The 19,378-nt window shown below is 39.8% G+C and carries 16 protein-coding genes; 9 read left to right on the top strand and 7 right to left on the bottom strand.

Going from position 1 to position 19,378, the window contains the following annotated elements; all coding sequences use genetic code 11:
* The first annotated feature begins 55 nt into the window (after nucleotides 1-55).
* Genes A33Q_RS16655 through argH form a run of 8 tightly spaced genes read left to right on the top strand, consistent with a single transcriptional unit; the run spans nucleotide 56 to nucleotide 8,342 of the window.
* Complete coding sequence (locus A33Q_RS16655) at nucleotides 56-733, top strand: N-acetyltransferase (RefSeq protein WP_040490580.1); 678 nt, start codon at nucleotides 56-58, stop codon at nucleotides 731-733.
* A gap of 32 nt (nucleotides 734-765) precedes the next feature.
* Nucleotides 766-1,962 (top strand): argininosuccinate synthase, encoded by a 1,197-nt coding sequence (gene argG / locus A33Q_RS16650; RefSeq protein ID WP_009033687.1) that lies wholly within the window; start codon nucleotides 766-768, stop codon nucleotides 1,960-1,962.
* Nucleotides 1,949-2,917: an N-acetyl-gamma-glutamyl-phosphate reductase gene (gene argC / locus A33Q_RS16645; protein WP_009033688.1), complete on the top strand. Its 969-nt coding sequence runs from the start codon at nucleotides 1,949-1,951 to the stop codon at nucleotides 2,915-2,917. The genes argG and argC overlap by 14 nt, the downstream gene beginning before the upstream one ends.
* A gap of 9 nt (nucleotides 2,918-2,926) precedes the next feature.
* Nucleotides 2,927-4,057, top strand: a complete 1,131-nt coding sequence (locus A33Q_RS16640) for an aspartate aminotransferase family protein (RefSeq protein WP_009033689.1) — start codon at nucleotides 2,927-2,929, stop codon at nucleotides 4,055-4,057.
* 35 nt (nucleotides 4,058-4,092) lie between these two features.
* Nucleotides 4,093-5,037, top strand: a complete 945-nt coding sequence (locus A33Q_RS16635) for a Rossmann-fold NAD(P)-binding domain-containing protein (RefSeq protein ID WP_009033690.1) — start codon at nucleotides 4,093-4,095, stop codon at nucleotides 5,035-5,037.
* Between the two features lie 47 nt (nucleotides 5,038-5,084).
* On the top strand, nucleotides 5,085-5,885 hold the full coding sequence (argB, locus tag A33Q_RS16630) for an acetylglutamate kinase (RefSeq protein ID WP_009033691.1): 801 nt from the start codon (nucleotides 5,085-5,087) through the stop codon (nucleotides 5,883-5,885).
* A 22-nt stretch (nucleotides 5,886-5,907) separates the two neighbouring features.
* On the top strand, nucleotides 5,908-6,990 hold the full coding sequence (locus A33Q_RS16625; RefSeq protein ID WP_009033692.1) for a M20 family metallo-hydrolase: 1,083 nt from the start codon (nucleotides 5,908-5,910) through the stop codon (nucleotides 6,988-6,990).
* Between the two features lie 14 nt (nucleotides 6,991-7,004).
* Nucleotides 7,005-8,342: an argininosuccinate lyase gene (argH, locus tag A33Q_RS16620; protein ID WP_009033693.1), complete on the top strand. Its 1,338-nt coding sequence runs from the start codon at nucleotides 7,005-7,007 to the stop codon at nucleotides 8,340-8,342.
* A 44-nt stretch (nucleotides 8,343-8,386) separates the two neighbouring features.
* Here the strand turns inward: argH and A33Q_RS16615 are convergent, their stop codons facing one another.
* From A33Q_RS16615 to A33Q_RS16595, 5 genes are all read right to left on the bottom strand, one after another.
* A complete protein-coding gene (locus A33Q_RS16615; RefSeq protein WP_009033694.1) occupies nucleotides 8,387-8,908 on the bottom strand; it encodes a hypothetical protein in 522 nt (173 codons plus the stop codon).
* A 15-nt stretch (nucleotides 8,909-8,923) separates the two neighbouring features.
* A complete protein-coding gene (locus tag A33Q_RS16610; protein WP_009033695.1) occupies nucleotides 8,924-10,219 on the bottom strand; it encodes a hypothetical protein in 1,296 nt (431 codons plus the stop codon).
* A gap of 19 nt (nucleotides 10,220-10,238) precedes the next feature.
* Nucleotides 10,239-10,814, bottom strand: coding sequence for a YceI family protein (locus A33Q_RS16605; protein WP_009033696.1), 576 nt, complete (start codon nucleotides 10,812-10,814; stop codon nucleotides 10,239-10,241).
* Nucleotides 10,815-10,999: 185 nt separating this feature from the next.
* On the bottom strand, nucleotides 11,000-12,670 hold the full coding sequence (locus A33Q_RS16600) for a DUF6909 family protein (RefSeq protein WP_009033697.1): 1,671 nt from the start codon (nucleotides 12,668-12,670) through the stop codon (nucleotides 11,000-11,002).
* Between the two features lie 300 nt (nucleotides 12,671-12,970).
* A complete protein-coding gene (locus A33Q_RS16595) occupies nucleotides 12,971-13,489 on the bottom strand; it encodes a DinB family protein (RefSeq protein ID WP_009033698.1) in 519 nt (172 codons plus the stop codon).
* Between the two features lie 68 nt (nucleotides 13,490-13,557).
* On the opposite strand from A33Q_RS16595, the gene A33Q_RS16590 reads away from it, so the two are divergent.
* Nucleotides 13,558-14,904 carry a M20/M25/M40 family metallo-hydrolase gene (locus A33Q_RS16590; RefSeq protein ID WP_009033699.1) on the top strand — a complete coding sequence of 449 codons (1,347 nt, stop codon included), beginning with the start codon at nucleotides 13,558-13,560 and terminating at the stop codon, nucleotides 14,902-14,904.
* Nucleotides 14,905-14,962: 58 nt separating this feature from the next.
* Here A33Q_RS16590 and A33Q_RS16585 read toward each other — a convergent pair whose 3' ends face one another.
* Nucleotides 14,963-16,702, bottom strand: coding sequence for a sodium:solute symporter (locus A33Q_RS16585; RefSeq protein ID WP_009033700.1), 1,740 nt, complete (start codon nucleotides 16,700-16,702; stop codon nucleotides 14,963-14,965).
* Nucleotides 16,703-16,789: 87 nt separating this feature from the next.
* Entirely contained in the window at nucleotides 16,790-19,252 is a 2,463-nt protein-coding gene (locus tag A33Q_RS16580) for a PIG-L family deacetylase (RefSeq protein WP_009033701.1), read from the bottom strand.
* Between the last annotated feature and the right edge of the window lie 126 nt (nucleotides 19,253-19,378).

Raw genomic sequence — 19,378 nt, 5'->3', positions numbered from 1 at the left:
TTCAAACCTAACATCTGGCCTAAAGCCAAAGAATTTATTCTTCTGATTGGAAAAAATGGAAAACTATTCCTTTATCATAAAGCCTGCAACTGAAAAGCATTTAAAATATGCAGAGACCATTACCGAGGAAATGGCAGAATCTGCCAAAGCACGAGGTACAGGTATAGCAAAAAGATCACCTGAATACATCAAAACCAAGATGCAGGAGGGCAAAGCTGTGATCGCACTGACCAAAGATGGTGAGTGGGCTGGCTTCTGCTATATCGAAGCATGGGGACATGGCAAGTTTGTAGCTAATTCAGGACTTATCGTTGCACCCAAATTCAGGAAGTTTGGATTAGCAACTCAAATCAAAAGCGAAATATTCAAACTAAGTCAGACCAAATATCCGGATTCCAAAATCTTTGGACTTACAACCGGTCCAGCAGTTATGAAAATCAACTCTGAGCTTGGTTATGTTCCTGTTTCTTATGGCGACCTGACAGACGATGAGGAATTCTGGAAAGGTTGTAACAGTTGTATAAATGTAGAAATCTTAAAAAGTAAAAACCGTTCAAATTGTCTTTGTACAGCCATGCTTTACGACCCGGCCAAAAAAACCAAAAAGCAAGAGCTCGCCCTGCGCAAAGATTTCAAGAAGAATATTAAATTATTTGAAAGGTGGACAAGACTGAAAAAGTATGTGCTTTTGAATATTAAAAAAACCAAAAACAAAACCTTAAACCTATTCTAATCGGGATTCAATATTTCAAGAAAATCACACAGATGAAAAAGATAGTATTAGCATATAGCGGGGGATTAGACACTACTTTTTGTGCCCTCCATTTGTCCAAAGACCTTGGCTATGAAGTTCATGCCGTACTGATCAATACAGGAGGTTTTTCAAAAGAAGAATTGGAAGAAGTAGAAAGTAGAGCCAACAATCTTGGAATCGCTTCTTTCACCATTTTGGATGTGACCCAGACATATTACGAAGAAGTGATCAAATACTTGGTATTTGGAAATGTTTTGAAAAATCAGACCTACCCCCTATCAGTAAGTGCTGAGAGAATACTTCAGGCAAAAACCTTGGCAGAATATGCCAAAAAAATAGGCGCAAAATCAGTCGCTCACGGGAGTACCGGAGCAGGCAATGACCAGGTCAGATTTGATATGATTTTCCAAACCATAGTTCCGGATATTGAAATCATCACTCCTATCAGGGACCTTAAACTCAGCCGGGAGGAAGAAATTGAATATTTAAAAAAGCATGGGGTTTCCATGAATTTTGAAAAAGCAAAGTACTCCATCAATAAAGGAATCTGGGGAACATCAGTGGGTGGTAAGGAAACACTGACTTCAGACTTGACTTTACCTGAAGAAGCTTGGCCAACCCAGGTCAGTAAAAGCAATCCTGAAGAAATAAACATCGGTTTTGAAAAAGGGGAGGTAAAAAGTGTGAATGGGGAGTCCTATGACAATCCAGTGGATGCAATTCTTAAAATCCAGGAATTGGCAGCACCTTATGGTATTGGAAGGGATATCCATGTAGGTGATACCATTATCGGTATCAAAGGAAGAGTAGGCTTTGAAGCTGCCTCTCCCATCATCATCATCAAAGCGCATCAACTGCTGGAAAAACATACGCTGACCAAATGGCAAACCTTCTGGAAAAACCAACTGGCTGAATTTTACGGCAACCACCTGCATGAAGGTCACTACTTGGATCCTACTATGAGAAACCTTGAGGCATTTTTGGCCAGCACACAGGAATTTGTAACTGGGACTGTCAAAGTATTGCTTCAACCCTACAGATTTCAATTGATAGGCATCAACTCCAATCATGATCTGATGGCCTCCAAGTTTGGAAGCTACGGAGAAATGAATAAAGGCTATACCGCTGAAGATGTCAAAGGCTTCACCAGAATTCTAGGAAACCAAACGGCAATATTTCACCAAGTTAACAAGCATGAAGAAGATTAAAACTGCCATCATTGGAGCTGCAGGATATACAGGAGGTGAACTGCTCAGGTTATTGGTCCACCATCCCAATTGTGAATTGGTCTATGCTCACAGCAATAGCCAAAAAGGCAAAAAAGTAACTGATAGTCATCCCGATCTATTGGGAGACACTGACCTTGTTTTCACAGATGAAGTCATAACAGAAGGCATTGAAGCGGTGTTTTTAGGGCTTCCCCACGGGCAGACCAAAGGTTTTTTGGAAAAATACAGCTTTAGCCCTGAGACTGTAATTATTGACTTAAGTACAGATTTCAGAGATGAAAGCAATGGATTTACCTACGGACTTCCTGAGATAAACAAAGACAAAATCAAGCAAGCAAAGAGAATAGCAAATCCCGGTTGTTTTGCTACTGGAATCCAATTGGCTCTTGCGCCGGCAGTGGCTAAGGGCTGGGTGAAGGATAACATTCATGTTTCTGGTATTACAGGAAGTACCGGTGCGGGAAAAAGCCTCTCGGAAACAAGTCATTTCAGTTATAGATTGTCAAATATTTCTGTTTACAAGTTATTTACCCACCAACACCTCAAAGAGATCAAACAGACCTTCAACCAACTGCGGCCTGGTTTTGAAGGGGACCTGCTCTTTGTCCCCTATCGTGGAAACTTCGCCCGAGGAATATGGATCACTTCCTATTTTCCTTTTGAAGGCACTCAGGAAGAGGCATTGGAAGCCTATTTGGAATTTTACAAAGACGAACCTTTCGCCCTGGTTTCTGAAAAGGAAATTGACCTTAAGCAAGCTGTCAATACCAATAAATGCCTGATTCATGTACAGAAGCAAAATGGACAGCTTGTAGTATATTCCGCTATTGACAACCTATTGAAAGGTGCTTCAGGACAGGCTGTTCAGAACTTCAATTTAGCTTTTGCTTTTGATGAAAAAGCAGGATTGAATCTCAAAAGCATTGCGTTTTAATTTTCTGCCATGAACTTATTTGATGTATACCCATTGATTGATGTCACTCCTGAGCGGGCTGAAGGTGCTTCTATTTGGGATGACCAAGGAAATCAATACCTGGATCTTTATGGAGGGCATGCAGTGATCTCAATTGGCCACAGCCATCCACATTTCAACAAAAGGATCAAAGACCAATTGGATAAACTGGCTTTTTATTCCAACTCAGTTCAGATTCCAATTCAAAAAGAATTGGCAGCAAAACTGGGAGAACTTTCCTGCCTTCATGAATACCAATTATTCCTTTGTAATTCCGGGGCCGAAGCCAATGAAAATGCTCTGAAGCTTGCATCTTTTGCTACAGGAAAGCCAGGATTTATCAGTTTTTCAGGAGGTTTTCACGGCCGTACATCTGGGGCTGTAGTTCTTACAGATAATCCAAAGATCATTGCCCCATCCAACCAAAGGGAGGATGCCTACATATTGCCTTTTGGAGATATTGATGCTGTAGAAAAACAGTTGAAAAAGGGAGACATTGCAGGAATCATCATTGAAGGCATACAGGGTGTGGGAGGCATTCACAGCCCCAAGCCTGAATTTCTGTTAGAGCTTGCGGGCCTTTGCAAAGTCTACGGTTCAAAGCTGATTCTGGATGAAGTACAATCAGGATATGGAAGAACAGGCAGGTTTTTTGCGCATCAATGGGTAGATGGATTGATGCCGGATCTCATTACTATGGCCAAAGGTATGGGAAATGGCTTCCCTATTGGTGGTGTACTTATCCATCCTGATTTCAAAGCCTCCTATGGCCTATTAGGAACAACTTTTGGAGGAAATCACTTAGCCTGTGCAGCAGGTCTGGGTGTATTGGAGGTACTGGAAAAGGAAAACCTTATGGAGCATGCCTCAAAAATGGGAGAGTTCTTGATCCAAGAACTTTCTCAGATAAAAGGGATTAGGGAAATCCGTGGCAAAGGCCTGATGATTGGTATTGACCTAGATCAGGAAGCTGGAGCTGTACGTTCTGAATTAGTAAAAAAATACAGAATTTTTACTGGTTCTGCAGCAGGAAAGCACACAATTCGTTTGCTCCCTCCTTTAAATATTAAAATGAATGAACTATCTTCGTTTTTGGATAGTTTAAAGAAAATATTGAATTGAATCTCAAGCTAAGAGAAAAAAAGCAACTCATCCGAATGAAGCATTTCACCAAATTTGAATCCAAATCAATTGCTGATAATTTAATAGAAAAGGCATTGTTTTACAAAGCCAATCCTAGGGTGGATAAAGCCCTTGGTGAAGGCAAAAGAATAGGCTGTATTTTTCTTAACCCTTCCTTGAGGACAAGGGCCAGTACTCAGATTGCAGCCATAAACCTGGGCATGGAACCCATTGTCATGAATATGGATAAAGAAAGTTGGGCATTGGAAATGCACGAAGGCGCAATCATGAACAAAGGTACAGTAGAGCATGTCAAAGATGCAGCAGCGGTTTTAGGTAGTTATTTTGACATTTTAGCTATTCGCGCATTCCCTAGCCTAACCAACAAAAATGAGGATTTGGCCGATTTTACTTTCAATCAATTTGTCAAATATTCCGGTGTGCCTGTAATAAGTCTTGAAAGTGCCATCAGACATCCACTTCAAAGTTTGGCCGATATGGTCACCATTCAGGAAAACTGGAATGAAAAGAGAAAACCAAAAGTGGTTCTCACCTGGGCTCCTCACATCAAAGCCATTCCACATGCTGTAGCCAATTCATTTGCTGAATGGAGTATTGGATGTGATCATGAACTCACGATTACCCATCCCGAAGGATACGATTTGGATCCCAGCTTTACCATAGGAGCGAAAATAGAACTGGATCAGGAAAAAGCATTGGAAGGAGCTGATTTTGTCTATGTCAAAAATTGGTCTGCGTTCAATGATTATGGTAAAATTGTTTCTACTGATGATTCCTGGATGCTGACTGAGAAGCACTTTGAAAAAGCTCCAAATGGAAAAGTAATGCATTGCCTTCCAGTCAGAAGGAATGTGGAACTTTCAGATGAAATATTAGACGGAGACAGAAGTCTGGTCCAAGAACAGGCAAAAAACAGAATATATGCAGCCCAAGCGGTGATTTCACAAATCCTGGGCTGACACAATGAATACCAACGAAAACTCAAACCACGAAAACCTAACAAACCATGCAAGTAAGTATTATCAAGATCGGCGGAAACGTCATCGACTTTCCCGAAAAACTGGATGAGTTCCTTTACCTTTTCTCCAAATTTCCAGGAAAAAAGATCCTCGTACACGGTGGTGGCGTAATGGCATCCAAGTTTGGAGAAAGTATGGGCGTAATGCCACAGATGATTGATGGAAGGAGAATCACCGACAAAGACACACTGGAGATTGTCACCATGGTCTATGCAGGACTTATCAACAAGCAGATTGTTGCCAAACTCCAAGGTTTAAAACAAAACGCTCTTGGAATGACTGGAGCCGATGGAAACCTAATTCAATCCCGAAAAAGGCCGGTAAAATCCATTGATTACGGATTTGTAGGAGATATCCAAAGTGTAAATATTGATCTGATCCAAAATTTGCTGAATGAAGATATTATTCCTGTTGTCTGTGCCATTACCCATGACAAAAAGGGACAGCTCCTCAATACAAATGCTGACAGTATCGCTTCAGAAATGGCAACCTCCCTTTCAAAAAAAATGAAAGTAGATCTTTATTTCTGTTTCAATAAATCAGGTGTTCTGATTGATGAAAAAAATGATTCTTCCATCATTCCATTGATCAATGAAGACATTTATACAGAGCTCAGAAAAGAAAATGTCATCCATTCAGGAATGATTCCAAAACTTGACAATGCTTTTGCCGCTTTGAATAAAGGGGTCAATCATGTTTGGATAGGGAAAGCAGAAAATCTCCTACTGGCAGCCAAAGGGAAGGTTTCAGGTACAAATATTGAAACTCATAAATACGATCTTTACTGAATTCAAAAGCAGTTTATTTCTAATGGATAATCATTCAGGGGAATTCCAAAACCTTTACACGCAAGCATTAAATCTTCTTAAACAATTGATCTCTACACCATCTTTCAGTAAGGGTGAGGAAGAGACAGCAGACCTGATTGAAGCCTTCTTAGCTGATAGAGATATTGAAACCTTCAGAAAAGGGAATAACGTCTGGGCATATACCAAACTCTTTGATCCAAAAAAACCATCAATTCTTCTTAATTCCCATCATGATACTGTAAAGCCTAATGAAGGTTATACCAAGGATCCTTTTAAACCTGAAACTGAAGATGGAAAGCTTTACGGGTTGGGCAGCAATGATGCTGGAGGTTGCCTGGTTTGCCTTATAGCCACATTCATTCATTTCCACGAAGCTGATTTGCCGTTCAACCTGATCTTTGCTGCATCTGCGGAAGAAGAAATCTCTGGTAGAAATGGAATTGATAGCATAATCGATGAATTCCCGGAATTAGAACTTGCCATTGTAGGTGAACCTACATTGATGGACATGGCTGTTGCAGAAAAGGGCCTGATGGTGATAGATGCCAAAGTCAGAGGTAAAGCAGGACATGCCGCTCGGGAAGAAGGTGAAAATGCACTTTACCTAGCTTTAGATGACTTATTGAAAATCAGAGCGTTTGAATTCAAAAGAACCTCGCCTTTTCTAGGAAAATCTAAAGTGTCCGCAACAGTTATTCAAGCAGGCTCACAGCATAATGTTGTTCCTGATTCTTGTACTTTTACGCTTGATGTCCGGATTACTGACAGCTATACACTTGAAGAAGCTTTTGCTGAGCTCAAGTCCCAGATCAAAGCAGAACTCACTCCAAGGTCAATGAGACTCAACTCTTCAAGAGTACCTGAAGGCCACCTCATATTATCGGTAGCAGACATACTTGGCCTTCGTCAATATGGAAGCCCCACACTTTCAGATCAGGCTTTAATTCCCTATCCTTCTGTAAAAGTAGGCCCCGGAGATTCCGCACGTTCACATACTGCGGATGAATTCATCTATCTGGATGAACTCAAATCCGGAATTGAAGGATACATTAACCTTATTGATACATACGCCCAACACTATTAAAATTTACAATCCCTATGAAAATCTGGCAAAAAGATAAAGGATCACTGAAAGAGGTTGAAAGATTTACGATTGGAAGAGACCCTGAATTTGATCTTATCCTTGCTCCTTTTGATGTATTGGGCTCCATGGCCCATGCAATCATGCTCAAAGAAATCAACCTTTTGGACGGACAGGAACTCGAAAAGCTGCTTAGCGGACTTAGAGAAATCTATTTTGAGATAGAAAAAGGCGAGTTTCAAATAGAGGAAGGCGTAGAGGATGTTCATTCTCAGGTTGAATTTCTCTTGATCAAGCGATATGGAGAAGTTGGAAAGAAATTACACAGTGGCAGATCCAGAAACGATCAGGTTCTGGTTGACCTAAAATTATTTTACCGCTCAGCAATCAGGGATTTGGTGGAAGCTTCTCAGGATCTTTTCGATCTTTTGATTTCACTTTCTGAGAAACACAAAAACGATTTGATGCCGGGGTATACCCATACCCAATTGGCCATGCCATCTTCTTTTGGGATTTGGTTTGGATCCTTTGCAGAAAGCTTGGCAGAAGACATGGAGTTGCTGAAAGCTGCTTACAAGCTCAGCAATAAAAACCCATTAGGTTCAGCAGCCGGTTATGGTTCTTCATTTCCACTAAACAGAACCCTCACCACAGAGTTACTAGGCTTTGATGATCTACACCACAATGTAATCAACGCGCAAAACAGTCGTGGCAAAACTGAAAGAAACCTGGCTTTTGCAATCGCAGGATTGGCTGGAACATTGAATAAACTGGCTTCGGATATATGTATTTTTATGAATCAGCATTTTGGTTTCATTTCATTTCCAGATGAGTTGACCACAGGAAGCAGCATCATGCCACATAAAAAGAATCCTGATGTATTTGAGCTTATTCGTGCCAAAACTAACCAAATGCAGTCCCTACCTATTCAGGTAAACTTGTTATTGACCAATTTGACAACAGGATATCATAGAGATTTACAGCTTCTTAAAGAATCTATTTTCCCAGGAATTGACTCTTTACTAGACTGTTTGGACATGAGTGTATTTATGTTGAAAGAGATCAAGGTTAAAAATGGGATTCTGGAAGACCCTTTTTACAAGCATGTATTCAGCGTAGAGGTTGTCAACAATATGGTCCTTGAAGGAATGCCTTTCAGAGATGCTTATAAAAAAGTGGGAATTGATATTGAAAAGGATGATTTCAATCCAGATCAATCCAAAGTGAGCCATACCCATGAAGGAAGCATTGGCAATCTCTGTACAAAAGAAATACAGTCTAAAATGGAAAAATCCATTAAAGAATTTGATTTTGAAAAGACTTCAGCCAGTCTGATCAAGTTGATACAGGGTTAAGGATTGTTAACATTTCCAAAGTTTAAAACTTTGGAAATGTTTTTTTAGAACCCAAGCTGAAACTCCAGATGCAACTCTTCGTCAACTGAAATTAATCCACCGAATTTTTTTGGAGCACTAAGTTCCAATTCCTTAAATCCAAGAACCAAATCTGCTGACAATCCATTGGGGATACTATTAAGTCTCAGGTTTTTGTAATGAAGTTCTTTTCCTACTATTTGGACACTCATGTCACAAATATAATATCCATGTCGGGACTTGAGGTTTCTTACTTTGACCAAAGCACTTGGATACTGTTCTGCTTTGATGGTTTTTTTAAAGTCTTTATTCAGTAAAAAATTGCCGCAGGAAAAATCATCTACTGGCACCTTAAAAGTCAATTCTTTTACTCCTTTCTTGTAATCAAAAAAAAGCGTGTCCTTTAGTCCATTTCTACTGTAGTCGCAGCTAAAGCCTCCTATAGATGTCTGACCGGTAACTGTGATCATTTTCTTGGTGACTATCACCTCTCGCTCTTCTTTGAGAGGATTTAGCAGGATCAATATGAGGACCAAAAGGACACGCATGAATATTTTTACTTATTAGAAGCCTATTACACCTTCAATCATTAGACCGTTGAATCTTCCGCCGTTTCTGATATCTGTCTGCGCAAAACCATTATAGTTTTGATTCACATACTCCAATTTGGCAAGGATATTTTTGGTTACAAACCATCCACCACCTACTTGGATTCTATCCATGTCTACTTCAAGACCAGAACCGAATAATATTCCGCTCACTTTGTTGTACCTACCGGCGATATAGTATCTTTCATAGTTACCAAATCTGTATACTAAGTCAGTACCAATTTGAGTCCAGGTTCTGTCTGCGGCTTCTCCCCTTGCTGCTCCTGTTGATTGCTCAAAGTTGCCGAAGAATTCAAGTCCTTTGAATTTCACGAAAGGATTGAAAACAAATGCAGTAATGTTGTCTGTCTGATTTGGGTTGAACCTTCCGGAAGTAAAGTTACCTGCGGTGGTAGCTAGGGTGTTTTCCATCACCAAGTAATATCTGGAACCTGCTCTGTCACCTCCCCAAAGGGTATTTCTCTGAGAACCTGAAGTAGTGTAAACAGAACCTGTCAATCTTACTCTCAAATCATCTGTTAGGTATTTGTCGTAACCGAATTTACCTATAAAGCTGGCTTTTCTGTTGTCAGGATTGGTTACACCTCCTTGGATTTCGCCACCAGTGATCGCAGCCATTGCCAACCAACCATTGTTTTGGAAGAACAACTCCCCACCAACTTCTGTAGTAAAGGCATCCATGATGTAGTTTCCGATAAAGGGATTATACATGGCATTACCATTATCTGATCTTCTGTAATGTGCATCACCATAGTTGATTTCCATGTGACCAACTCTCAAAGTGAGGTATCTATTGAACCAGTCAATTTCACCCAATCCCAGGAAATTCAATTTGTCCACTTGGATAAAACCTCCTTTTACCCACGCTTCAGGGTGATGTCTTGAAGAAAGGTAAGTTACCAAGTTCAATCGAACACCATCGGCCAAAGCAACATCAATATTTAAATTTGCTGTGGCAAGGTTGCTACCAAAACCAATGTTAGCCAGCTGATTAAGGTTTACATTATTATCATTCATCATGGGTGATGCAGTGTTTGAATGGCTAAGGTTTTGGAATTGTTGGGCAAAATGTCCACCAACTCTTACACTCATACCTTCAAATGCTACTGTATCCTCTTTGCCTGTTTCGAAAATGTTCAGGCCTCTTTGATCATAAGGTCTCCAGAATTGCATATCTCTTTGAAGACCTTGCCCAATAGCGGAAAATGCAAATCCTAATAGGGCAATAAGGGCAATTGTAAACTTTTTCATGATTTCTATTATTTAAATTTTATTGTTTTTGAAAGGTTGTTTTGAATGAGATGCTGATCGCATCATCAGTTTTTACTGTTCCCAGCAAAGCTGTAGGTGGATCAATGGAGAAGTTTGTCAATTTGGTGTCATACTTTCCTTCAAAGGTGAAGCTGTTCCCTGACTGATTGACCTTCACTGGAAAAGAAGCTGGCTTGGTTACTCCTGCTATGGTAAAGTCACCTTTTGCAGTATAGGCTGAACCATTTTTGACAAATTCTTTTAGCTGGAATTTGATTTCGGGATTCTTCTTGGTATCAAGTGCCTTATAAGCGTTGTTGTCAAGACCTCTTGTACCACTTTTCAGGGTTTCAGCCTTCATGCTTACAGTAAGGTTTTTGATATCCTTCAATTCATTGCCTTCTGTAACAAACATGCCGTCTCCTTTGGCTTCGCTTGACTTCATTTCCCAATCGTGAAGGGTTGAGCCACCTTGAATACTTAAGGAAGGACCAGAGCCTAATACGTATTTGGACTGTGCTGATGCGGGAATAAAAACCAGTGCTGAAAACAGTACTGATAGTAGAAATATTGTTTTGATTTTGAATTGTATCATGGCCTTTTTGTTTGGTTTGATGATTCAAAATTGCACTTTGTTTGATCCCTAAAACATGACCAAAATCATAAACTGTCATGATTGAAAACACAGTGTAAATTTTAGTTAAAAAGCCAATATCTATAAATAAAAAAATCCTCGATTTCAATCGAGGATTTGGATAATCAAGTTTTTTACAAAATATTCTACTTAAATATCTTTTCAAGAATCTTATATGTTATCAAATATGTTGGTTTTACACCATCCATTCCCAAAGCTCCGGAAGCCAAAGTACTTCCTGTTTCCAAAGGATTATCAGAAGCATAATAAGCATAAAGTACTTTTACATTTTTTCGAATACTCTGTCTAATCAGGCTTTCTGACTGAATGGCCTTCTGATAATGAGCACCTTCCATTTCGAGACCGATTGCCTTCCAGGAAGATTCCATCAGGTAGCTCAGCACATCCTTATTCTGTAAGCTTGTGCCCAATACTGTAAACATGGTTCCTTGGCATACCCCAAGTCCAAAGCCTTCAAAATCCTTCTTACTCAGTTCATTCTTAAATGGATAATTGTCAGCTGTTCCTTCAAACACATGGCTATCAGGAATCATGATATCCCCCTTTTTTCCTGTAAGTATTCCAGCCTTACCCATAATTGAACAGGACAAAACATCCAAAGGATATGTTTTCCCATCTTCGGCTTCATAAGGTTTAAGCAGTTCATCAAAACATTCATAAGCCTGTTCACCGAAGGCATAATCCATTACAAGGATTACTGGCTTCTTTTTGGTTTCCTTAGGGATTTTCAAACCCTCCAGGATGGAGTCTGCTGACATTGCAGCTGTATCAATCAACTGTACATGGATATTGGTCCCTGAATCATCATTTACTTCAATGAATCCGTTGTCTCTCGCATAGTTTATGATTTCTTTGGCTTTGTTGTTTTTGGCATTGATGCTAATGTCCATAGCAACCTTTTCCACCTCTTCAAAAGACTTTAACCCCAAAAATTGATGGCCATAAATCGTGTTGATAAAGCTGTGCAAATTGGCTGAAACAATATGTATAGGCCTTTCGAGCAATCCATTTTGATGGAGAACAGCTTTGATTTTGTTTGCCCAAAGCTCTCCATAAACATGATGTCCTACCCGCATCCTCAATGTAGCAGAAAAAGAAATCTCCCTATCCATTCCTTCATTGGCTTCTCTCATGGCCAGTTTGCCCAAGTGGTAAACAATCCTGAACAAGCTATTGGCATGTGGTGAAGCTTCAAATTTCAATACCGCTTCATGTGTCTCATCAAAGGTCCTCCCGATAACATGACTGAGGTATGAACAAGCCACCTCACGGTCAATCTCTTCTCCGTTTTCCTCCTTCTCCACGATCTTTCCGAGCATTTCCCAATTCAAGCCAATTCGTCCCTTGGCATCAGCTCCGTTATTTTTGATTTTTTCGGATTCTACATAGAGAAATGTCAGGTGCGTAAGAATATCGTAAATATCAGATCTTCCCCTGGTCATTTCCACATACATCTGATCCTGATCAACACGGTAACAATTTCTTCTTCTTTTGGCAGGTACTATCACAGGAAAATTGGAATTTTCATAACCTTCCCTACTGATAAGCCTGATGTAACGACATTCTTCAATCCCTCTTGGCAATCGCTCCATTACATATAGCAATCCTTCAAGTTCGATTTTTTCATCCTGTGCCAATAATCCGTAGATTTCTGGACTCAACACCAAAAGTGAATCCACCAAGGACTCTCCTGAAACTCCCATGGGCTTGTAAGATCCTCTCATAAAGAGATGCCTCATGGTGATGTAAAGTTTCTCGATTGCCGCTCTGGATTCTTGTGCTCTAGTTCTTTTCATATGTCTATAATTGTTTTTCAGAAGTCATAACCTGTCCCGGTTTATCGGGATGCCTACCTGTCGGCAGACAGGGAATCCCTGCCTGTCCGGAAGACAGGCTCGATTTAATCTGTTTATATTTAATAATTTAAAGTCTTAATTCAAGATTTTTTGACAAGTCATCTTTTTAATACCCAATCTAATTGAGCATTCCATTTTTCAATTTTCAACTATTTTGAAATAGATAAATTCTACAAAACTAACAAATCAATCTCAGAAAGTAAGCAGAATCATTCAAAACATTGTTCAGAGCACTGATTTTCAAATATATCTTTCTTTTAAAATACCTAAATGGTGAATGGTATGACCAGCTACAATATAAATCAGCCCTCTGACTGAAACAGGGGTTTGGTTGGCATTTCCCAAATTGGGATAGGTATCATCAGGGAAATTCTTGAACATGGCTACCATGGCGTATCGCGTCATTTCAAACTCCTCCAAAATCACCGATAGGGAGGTCTCGTTGAATTTGCTGTTTTTCACATACTCATCCTGATCAAAGCCCGGCAGCTGCTGCACTTCGCCCCGTGAAATACACATTGCTCTATAAGCCATCACCCTATCTGTATCCATCATATGACCCAGCACTTCCTTGGCAGTCCATTTCCCGGGTTCATAGGTAAGATTGCTTTTCTCCTCCCCCAACTGTTCATAAATTGATCGAACTTCTTCAATTTGAGACATTAACAATTGGAAAATATTCTTATCCTTCACCATTTTTATGTATTTCTCATAATACGGTGCATATTCTCCAACCTGCGGAATCAATAATTCATTCATGTAATAAGGGTTTTAATTCAGTGTATCTACAGGTAAATTTAAAGATTCACCATAGTATTATATTAAAGATGAAAAGAATTTTACTCTTAATTACCTACTTCAGCTTTTATTTGGCAGAAGCACAAACCATAATTCATAAAAATCCTGAAATCGAAAAAATGGTTTCTGAGGTTTCAGCTGAAAATCTTGAAAAGTATGTAATGCAACTTGCAGCATTCAAGACACGCCATACGCTCAGTGCAGATAGTGAGGATAAAGGCATTTTGGCTTCTCAAAAATATGTCCTAAGCTTATTCAAATCTTTTGAATCAGAAGCTGGAGGCCGATTGAGTTCTGAAATTGACCGCTTCACTGTTGAAGCAGACGGAAGAAGAATTCCAACGGACTCACAATTGGGCAATATCATGGCCACATTAAAAGGCACAGACCCTGATGATGATAGGGTATTTTTGATTTCAGCTCACATTGATAGCCGTGCTTTGGATGTGATGAATACTGAAATTGACGCACCTGGAGCCAACGACGATGGTTCAGGAGTAGCAGCTGTCATAGAGTTGGCCAGAATCATGTCAAAACGCTCTTTCCCGTCAACAATCATCTTCGTCATTGTGTCCGGCGAAGAGCAAGGATTAAAAGGAGCTGCCTATCTGGCCGAAAAAGCAAAAAATGAAAATTGGAATTTGGTAGCAATGCTTAACAATGATATGCTTGGTAACAGTCATTCTTCAGAAACCAACATACTTGACAATACCCGCGTGAGGATTTTTTCTGAAGGAGTTCCAATGGCAGAAACAGAGCAAATGTCAGCCATCAGGAGGTATACCAATGCTGAAAATGATTCTAAATCCAGACAATTAGCCCGATATATGAAAGAATTGGGAGAAAGGTATGTTGACCAGTTGGAAGTGAAATTAATTTATAGAAATGACAGATTCCTCAGAGGTGGAGACCACACTCCTTTTGCCCGGGAAGGATTTACAGCTATCAGGGTGACGGAAATGAATGAAAATTACTATCACCAACATGAAAATGTCAGATTAGAGGATGGAATCCAATACGGTGATCTTCCTGAATTTGTAGACTATGAATACATTAGGAAAAATGCTGCAATGAACCTAGCCTCTCTGGCATCCATGGCATCAGCCCCATCAGAACCACAAATGGTCGGTATTGATGTAAGGAGATTAAGCAATACGACTACCCTTAGATGGGAAGCCCCAGCCACCGGTAAGGCAAAAGGCTATTATGTCTTGATGCGTGAAACTGATGCTTCCATGTGGGAGAAGAAATTTTACACAGAAAACATGGAATTAACTATCCCTTATTCCAAGGACAACTACTTCTTTGCAGTGCAAGCGGTAGGAGAAAAAGGACATGAAAGCATGGCTGTGTTTCCACAACCAATCACCAGATAATCTTTTTACTTAAACAAAAAAAAGCAGGTCTTGATACAACCTGCTTTTTTTATTTCGTTTATTCATATTCATCTAAAACTCTGGGCTCAGGTGATTTCCCTGGTAGAATAGGTTGAATTAATGCTGAGAACAGCATCACCGTGATACAGCCTATCGCATTGTACCATAGGTAGCCAATATCAATTTCAACACCCAACAAAGAACCTCCATTATTGAAGTGAATCAAAAGGATAATTGCTTCCGCAATAAATGCCGCAATAAAAACAGCGTGCCCCCGTACCCATTTCATGTAAAAGCCTACGATAAAAATTCCCAGAATCGTTCCATAAAAGAGTGATCCCAATAAATTCACTGCTTGAATCAGGTTTTCGAATAAGGTCGCATAAGTAGCAAAGAGAATGGCAAAAATCCCCCAAAATGCCGTGAGAACTTTGGATGATATCAAATAGTGGTATTGACTTTTTTTCTTTACCAAAGACCTTTTATAAATATCGATCAAAGAAGTAGAGCCCAAAGCATTCAGTTCTGATGCAGTAGATGACATGGCTGCACTAAATATAACAGCAAACAAAAGACCTACTATACCCTTTGGAAGGTAATCCATTACAAAGCGCATAAATACATAATCTGTGTCTCTTGTCTCAGCATCGGGGTTGTTTTTCAACATCAAAGCCTTCACCTCTGACCTGACATTTTCCTGTCTTTCAGCTTGGGCTTTGATTCTTTGCCTTGCACTTTCAATAGCAGAAGATTCTTCCTGCTCTACAGCTTGAAGCAGCCCCATAATTTCTTGGTTTTTTTCATTGAAAGAGGCTGTAAACTCTTCCTCCAAAAGCATAAAATCCTGTTTGTAGGCTGAATTTTCCAAAGCTTCGACCTGGACCTTATTGAAAACTACAGGCGGCTGAAAAAACTGGTAAAAAACAAATACCATGACCCCTATAAAAAGAATAACAAATTGCATAGGGACTTTAAGCAGCCCATTCATCATCAACCCCATTCTGCTCTGTTTGAGCGAGCTCCCTGTCAGGTATCGTTGAACTTGTGATTGATCCGTCCCGAAATAGGACAAAAACAGAAACAGCGCCGCTGTCATACCCGACCAAAAATTATAACGGTCCGAGAGATTCAATTCAAAGTTGACAATATTGAGCTTATCCATTTTGCCAGCTACATGGAGTGCATCTGTGAACTTTACAGGAAGCATTTGGATCACCAGAATACCAGCAAGAACCATCCCTCCCATCATTACAGCCATTTGCTGTTTTTGTGTAATTGACACAGCGCGGGTCCCTCCTGAAACGGTGTATATAATTACCAAAACGCCAATAAAGATATTAGTAAATGTCAGGTTCCAGCCCAATAGTGTTGAGAGGATAATGGCCGGCGCATAAATTGTAATTCCCGCTGCGAGTCCTCTTTGAACCAAAAAAAGCAATGCTGCCAATGTCCTTGTTTTTAAGTCAAACCTATTCTCCAAAAACTCATAGGCTGTATAAACTTTTAATTTGTAATAAATCGGCAAAAAAGTAACCGAAAGGATGATCATAGCTAATGGAAGACCAAAATAAAACTGGATAAATCTCATCCCGTCCTCATAAGCCTGACCAGGTGTACTTAAAAAAGTAATGGCAGATGCTTGAGTTGCCATGATAGACAAACCTATTGTCCACCAGTTCATATCCCCTTTGCCACGGATGTAACTGTCCATATCCATGGCTCCATAAGTCTTGTAAACCCCATACCCGACTATGGTGATCAAAGTTCCAAAAAGGACAATCCAATCTAATGAACTCATGAAAAGGTGGTTTGAAGCCAGTAAAACAATACTACTAGTATGCCCAGCGTGAGCATAAGGGCAATGTACCAGTTTTTCCAAGTAATGTTATTTTTCACTTGTCTGTTCGATTAGGTTGACAAAGATTTTAACAGCTCCAGGAACACCTGCGGGAAGTTGCCTAAACCAGGAAATCCCAGAATAGGTATAAGTTCCCTTTCCATATTTCGTATGGATGAGAGCACCTTGGGTAGCCTTTTCATTTGGGTCTTGCATGATCAGGGGAGTACTGTAATTTTTATCCCAGTCGCTCACAAAATAAAGTCCCCTTTCCTGTACCCAGCCATCAAAATCCTTTTCTTCAATTTGATTTGGATAACTTAATACAGAATGTGAAAAATCTGCTTTCACAGGAGATTCTTCCACTGTAACCCTATCTCTTGAAATACTGAATGGAAAAGGACCTAAATCCCGGGTCAACAAGGGAGAGGAAGTGTTGTATTGCACGATCATGTTTCCCCCTTCCCTTACAAACTCCATCAATTGGTCCACATTATTGGCCAGACTCTGATTGACATTGAATGCTCTGATTCCAATGATAACTGTCTGAAAGTCCTTAAGTCTATTGAAATTTAAATCCCCATTGTCCAATATACTGACCTGATATCCAAGACTTCTCAAAATATCCGCCATATCATCTCCTGCACCAGGTACATAAGCTAATTTTTGACCGGAAATCTTCAAATTCATTTTAACCAAATTCAGGTCTGTCTGGGTAAAATAAGTCAAATTGGGAATATGCTTGTACAGGATTCTTTTCATGTCCTGATTAAAAACCCTACCATCAGCTGCCTTAAAGCGTACCTGCACAGTTTTCTTCTCTCTATCGGAATCTTTAAACTTAAGTCTGTAAAGTATCCTTTTTCTCCGTTCGTCTAATTCCGAAGAAGTGATATCATATTGGTTATTTTCCAATCCCTGAATTTCTATCTCCCCTTCCAAAATTCTGTCCCTGAATAATACCTCAACGCTCAGCTCATCATCTGCACCAGGAATAAGGAAAAGGTTATTTTTATCCAAACTTAGAGTGACTTCTGGCACTAGCGTGAAAGGTTGATTGACTTCACCATCCACTTGGTCATTGTACTTGTACTTTAATGGTATATTGATTGAAATCTCATGCCCTTCAATGGAAAAATGAAGATACCCTGACAGATTAGGGCCATTGACGGGAGGACCTATTTTTAATTGCTCATTTATACCAAACAGACTGTTTTCAGTAGGATTTTCAAGCCAGAAAGGTTGAGAAACAGGATAGTCTTTGGGAATAAATATTTCCAATGATTTTGTGACCGGAATATTGCTTTTGGCTTCTGCATTAAGGTTCAGCGTGAATATTTCACTTTCAAATTTCTCAAGTTTGATTTGATTGGAAGAAGGATTATTGAATAAAAACTCAGCATTGATTTTTTCCCCTGGGTGGCCGATTTCCTTTTTTACAATAAATTCCGCCTTTACACCAAGTAGCTGCAAGATCAACTTATCCAAGTGCTCTTTTTTCTCTTGTAGCCATTTCTCTTCTGCGTTTTCATTTTTCAAAAGCATCTTAATCTCAAGAAGATTATTCAGGTTAGCTTCAGGACTAAGAAAATTAAACTCCCTTAATGCTTTTTGAATGGCATCTTGTACAGCTTTTCCTTGTCTAAGCTGCAGCCATCTATTGGGAATTCCTTCAAAGGGATTTTCATCGAAAGGCTCTCCATCAATCATTTCAATAAAATCACTGGCTCTGCCGGTTTGGGCTGTTGAACCAAAGCCTTGGGATTTGTGCATGGTCCTGCTGTCTGCGGCAATTTGAGAATAGGTGTTCCCCAAAAGTGGATTCAATTTGCCTACTTCAAATTCATGGTAAACTTTTCCCTCTTCCGGTTCATATTGGCCTCCCCACTGGTAGGCATTCCAAAAAATCCTTTTTGCCTGCCATGGTTTGACTTTCGTGAGCTGATCTGGAAAAACAGTTGGGTCAGCTGCTTTTGTAAATGCTTCTGTGGAAAGAATCGCAGAAGAAGTATGGTGCCCATGTGTAGTACCAGGTATGGTGTTGAACCTATTGATGATAATATCAGGCTGGTAGCTACGAATGATCCAGATGACATCAGAAAGCAATTTTTCCTTGTCCCAATTATTGAATGTTTCGTCAGGATTTTTGCTGAAGCCAAAATCCAGAGCCCTGGAAAAAAACTGTCTTCCCCCATCGGTCTCTCTTGCTTTTAATAATTCATGGGTTCTGATCATTCCCAATTCAATACCCAGCTCTTTTCCGATAAGGTTTTGGCCACCATCCCCTCTGGTCAAAGACAAGTAAGCTACCTCTGCATTTTCTGCATTGGCCAAATAGGCTATCAATCTAGTATTTTCATCATCTGGATGGGCTGCCACGTAAAGTACCCTCTTGGTTTCTTCAAACCTTAGGAGCTCATGATATAAGGCAGAAGATGGGGAATATTGGGCGTAAGCATGGGTAATAAACAAATAAATAATGCTCAAGAGTAAGCACTTGGGATTTTTCATACTTTATCAATTTGTGTAAAATGTAAAAGATGATTCGAACAAAAAAACTAATTTTTTACCAAAGGGTTTGAAGACGTATAAACATAAAAAAAGCTATCCGGATATTCCGGATAGCTTTATATAAAA

This window comes from Indibacter alkaliphilus LW1 (assembly GCF_000295935.2).
Lineage (GTDB): Bacteria > Bacteroidota > Bacteroidia > Cytophagales > Cyclobacteriaceae > Indibacter > Indibacter alkaliphilus.
This window is presented reverse-complemented; position numbering and strand designations above follow the sequence as displayed.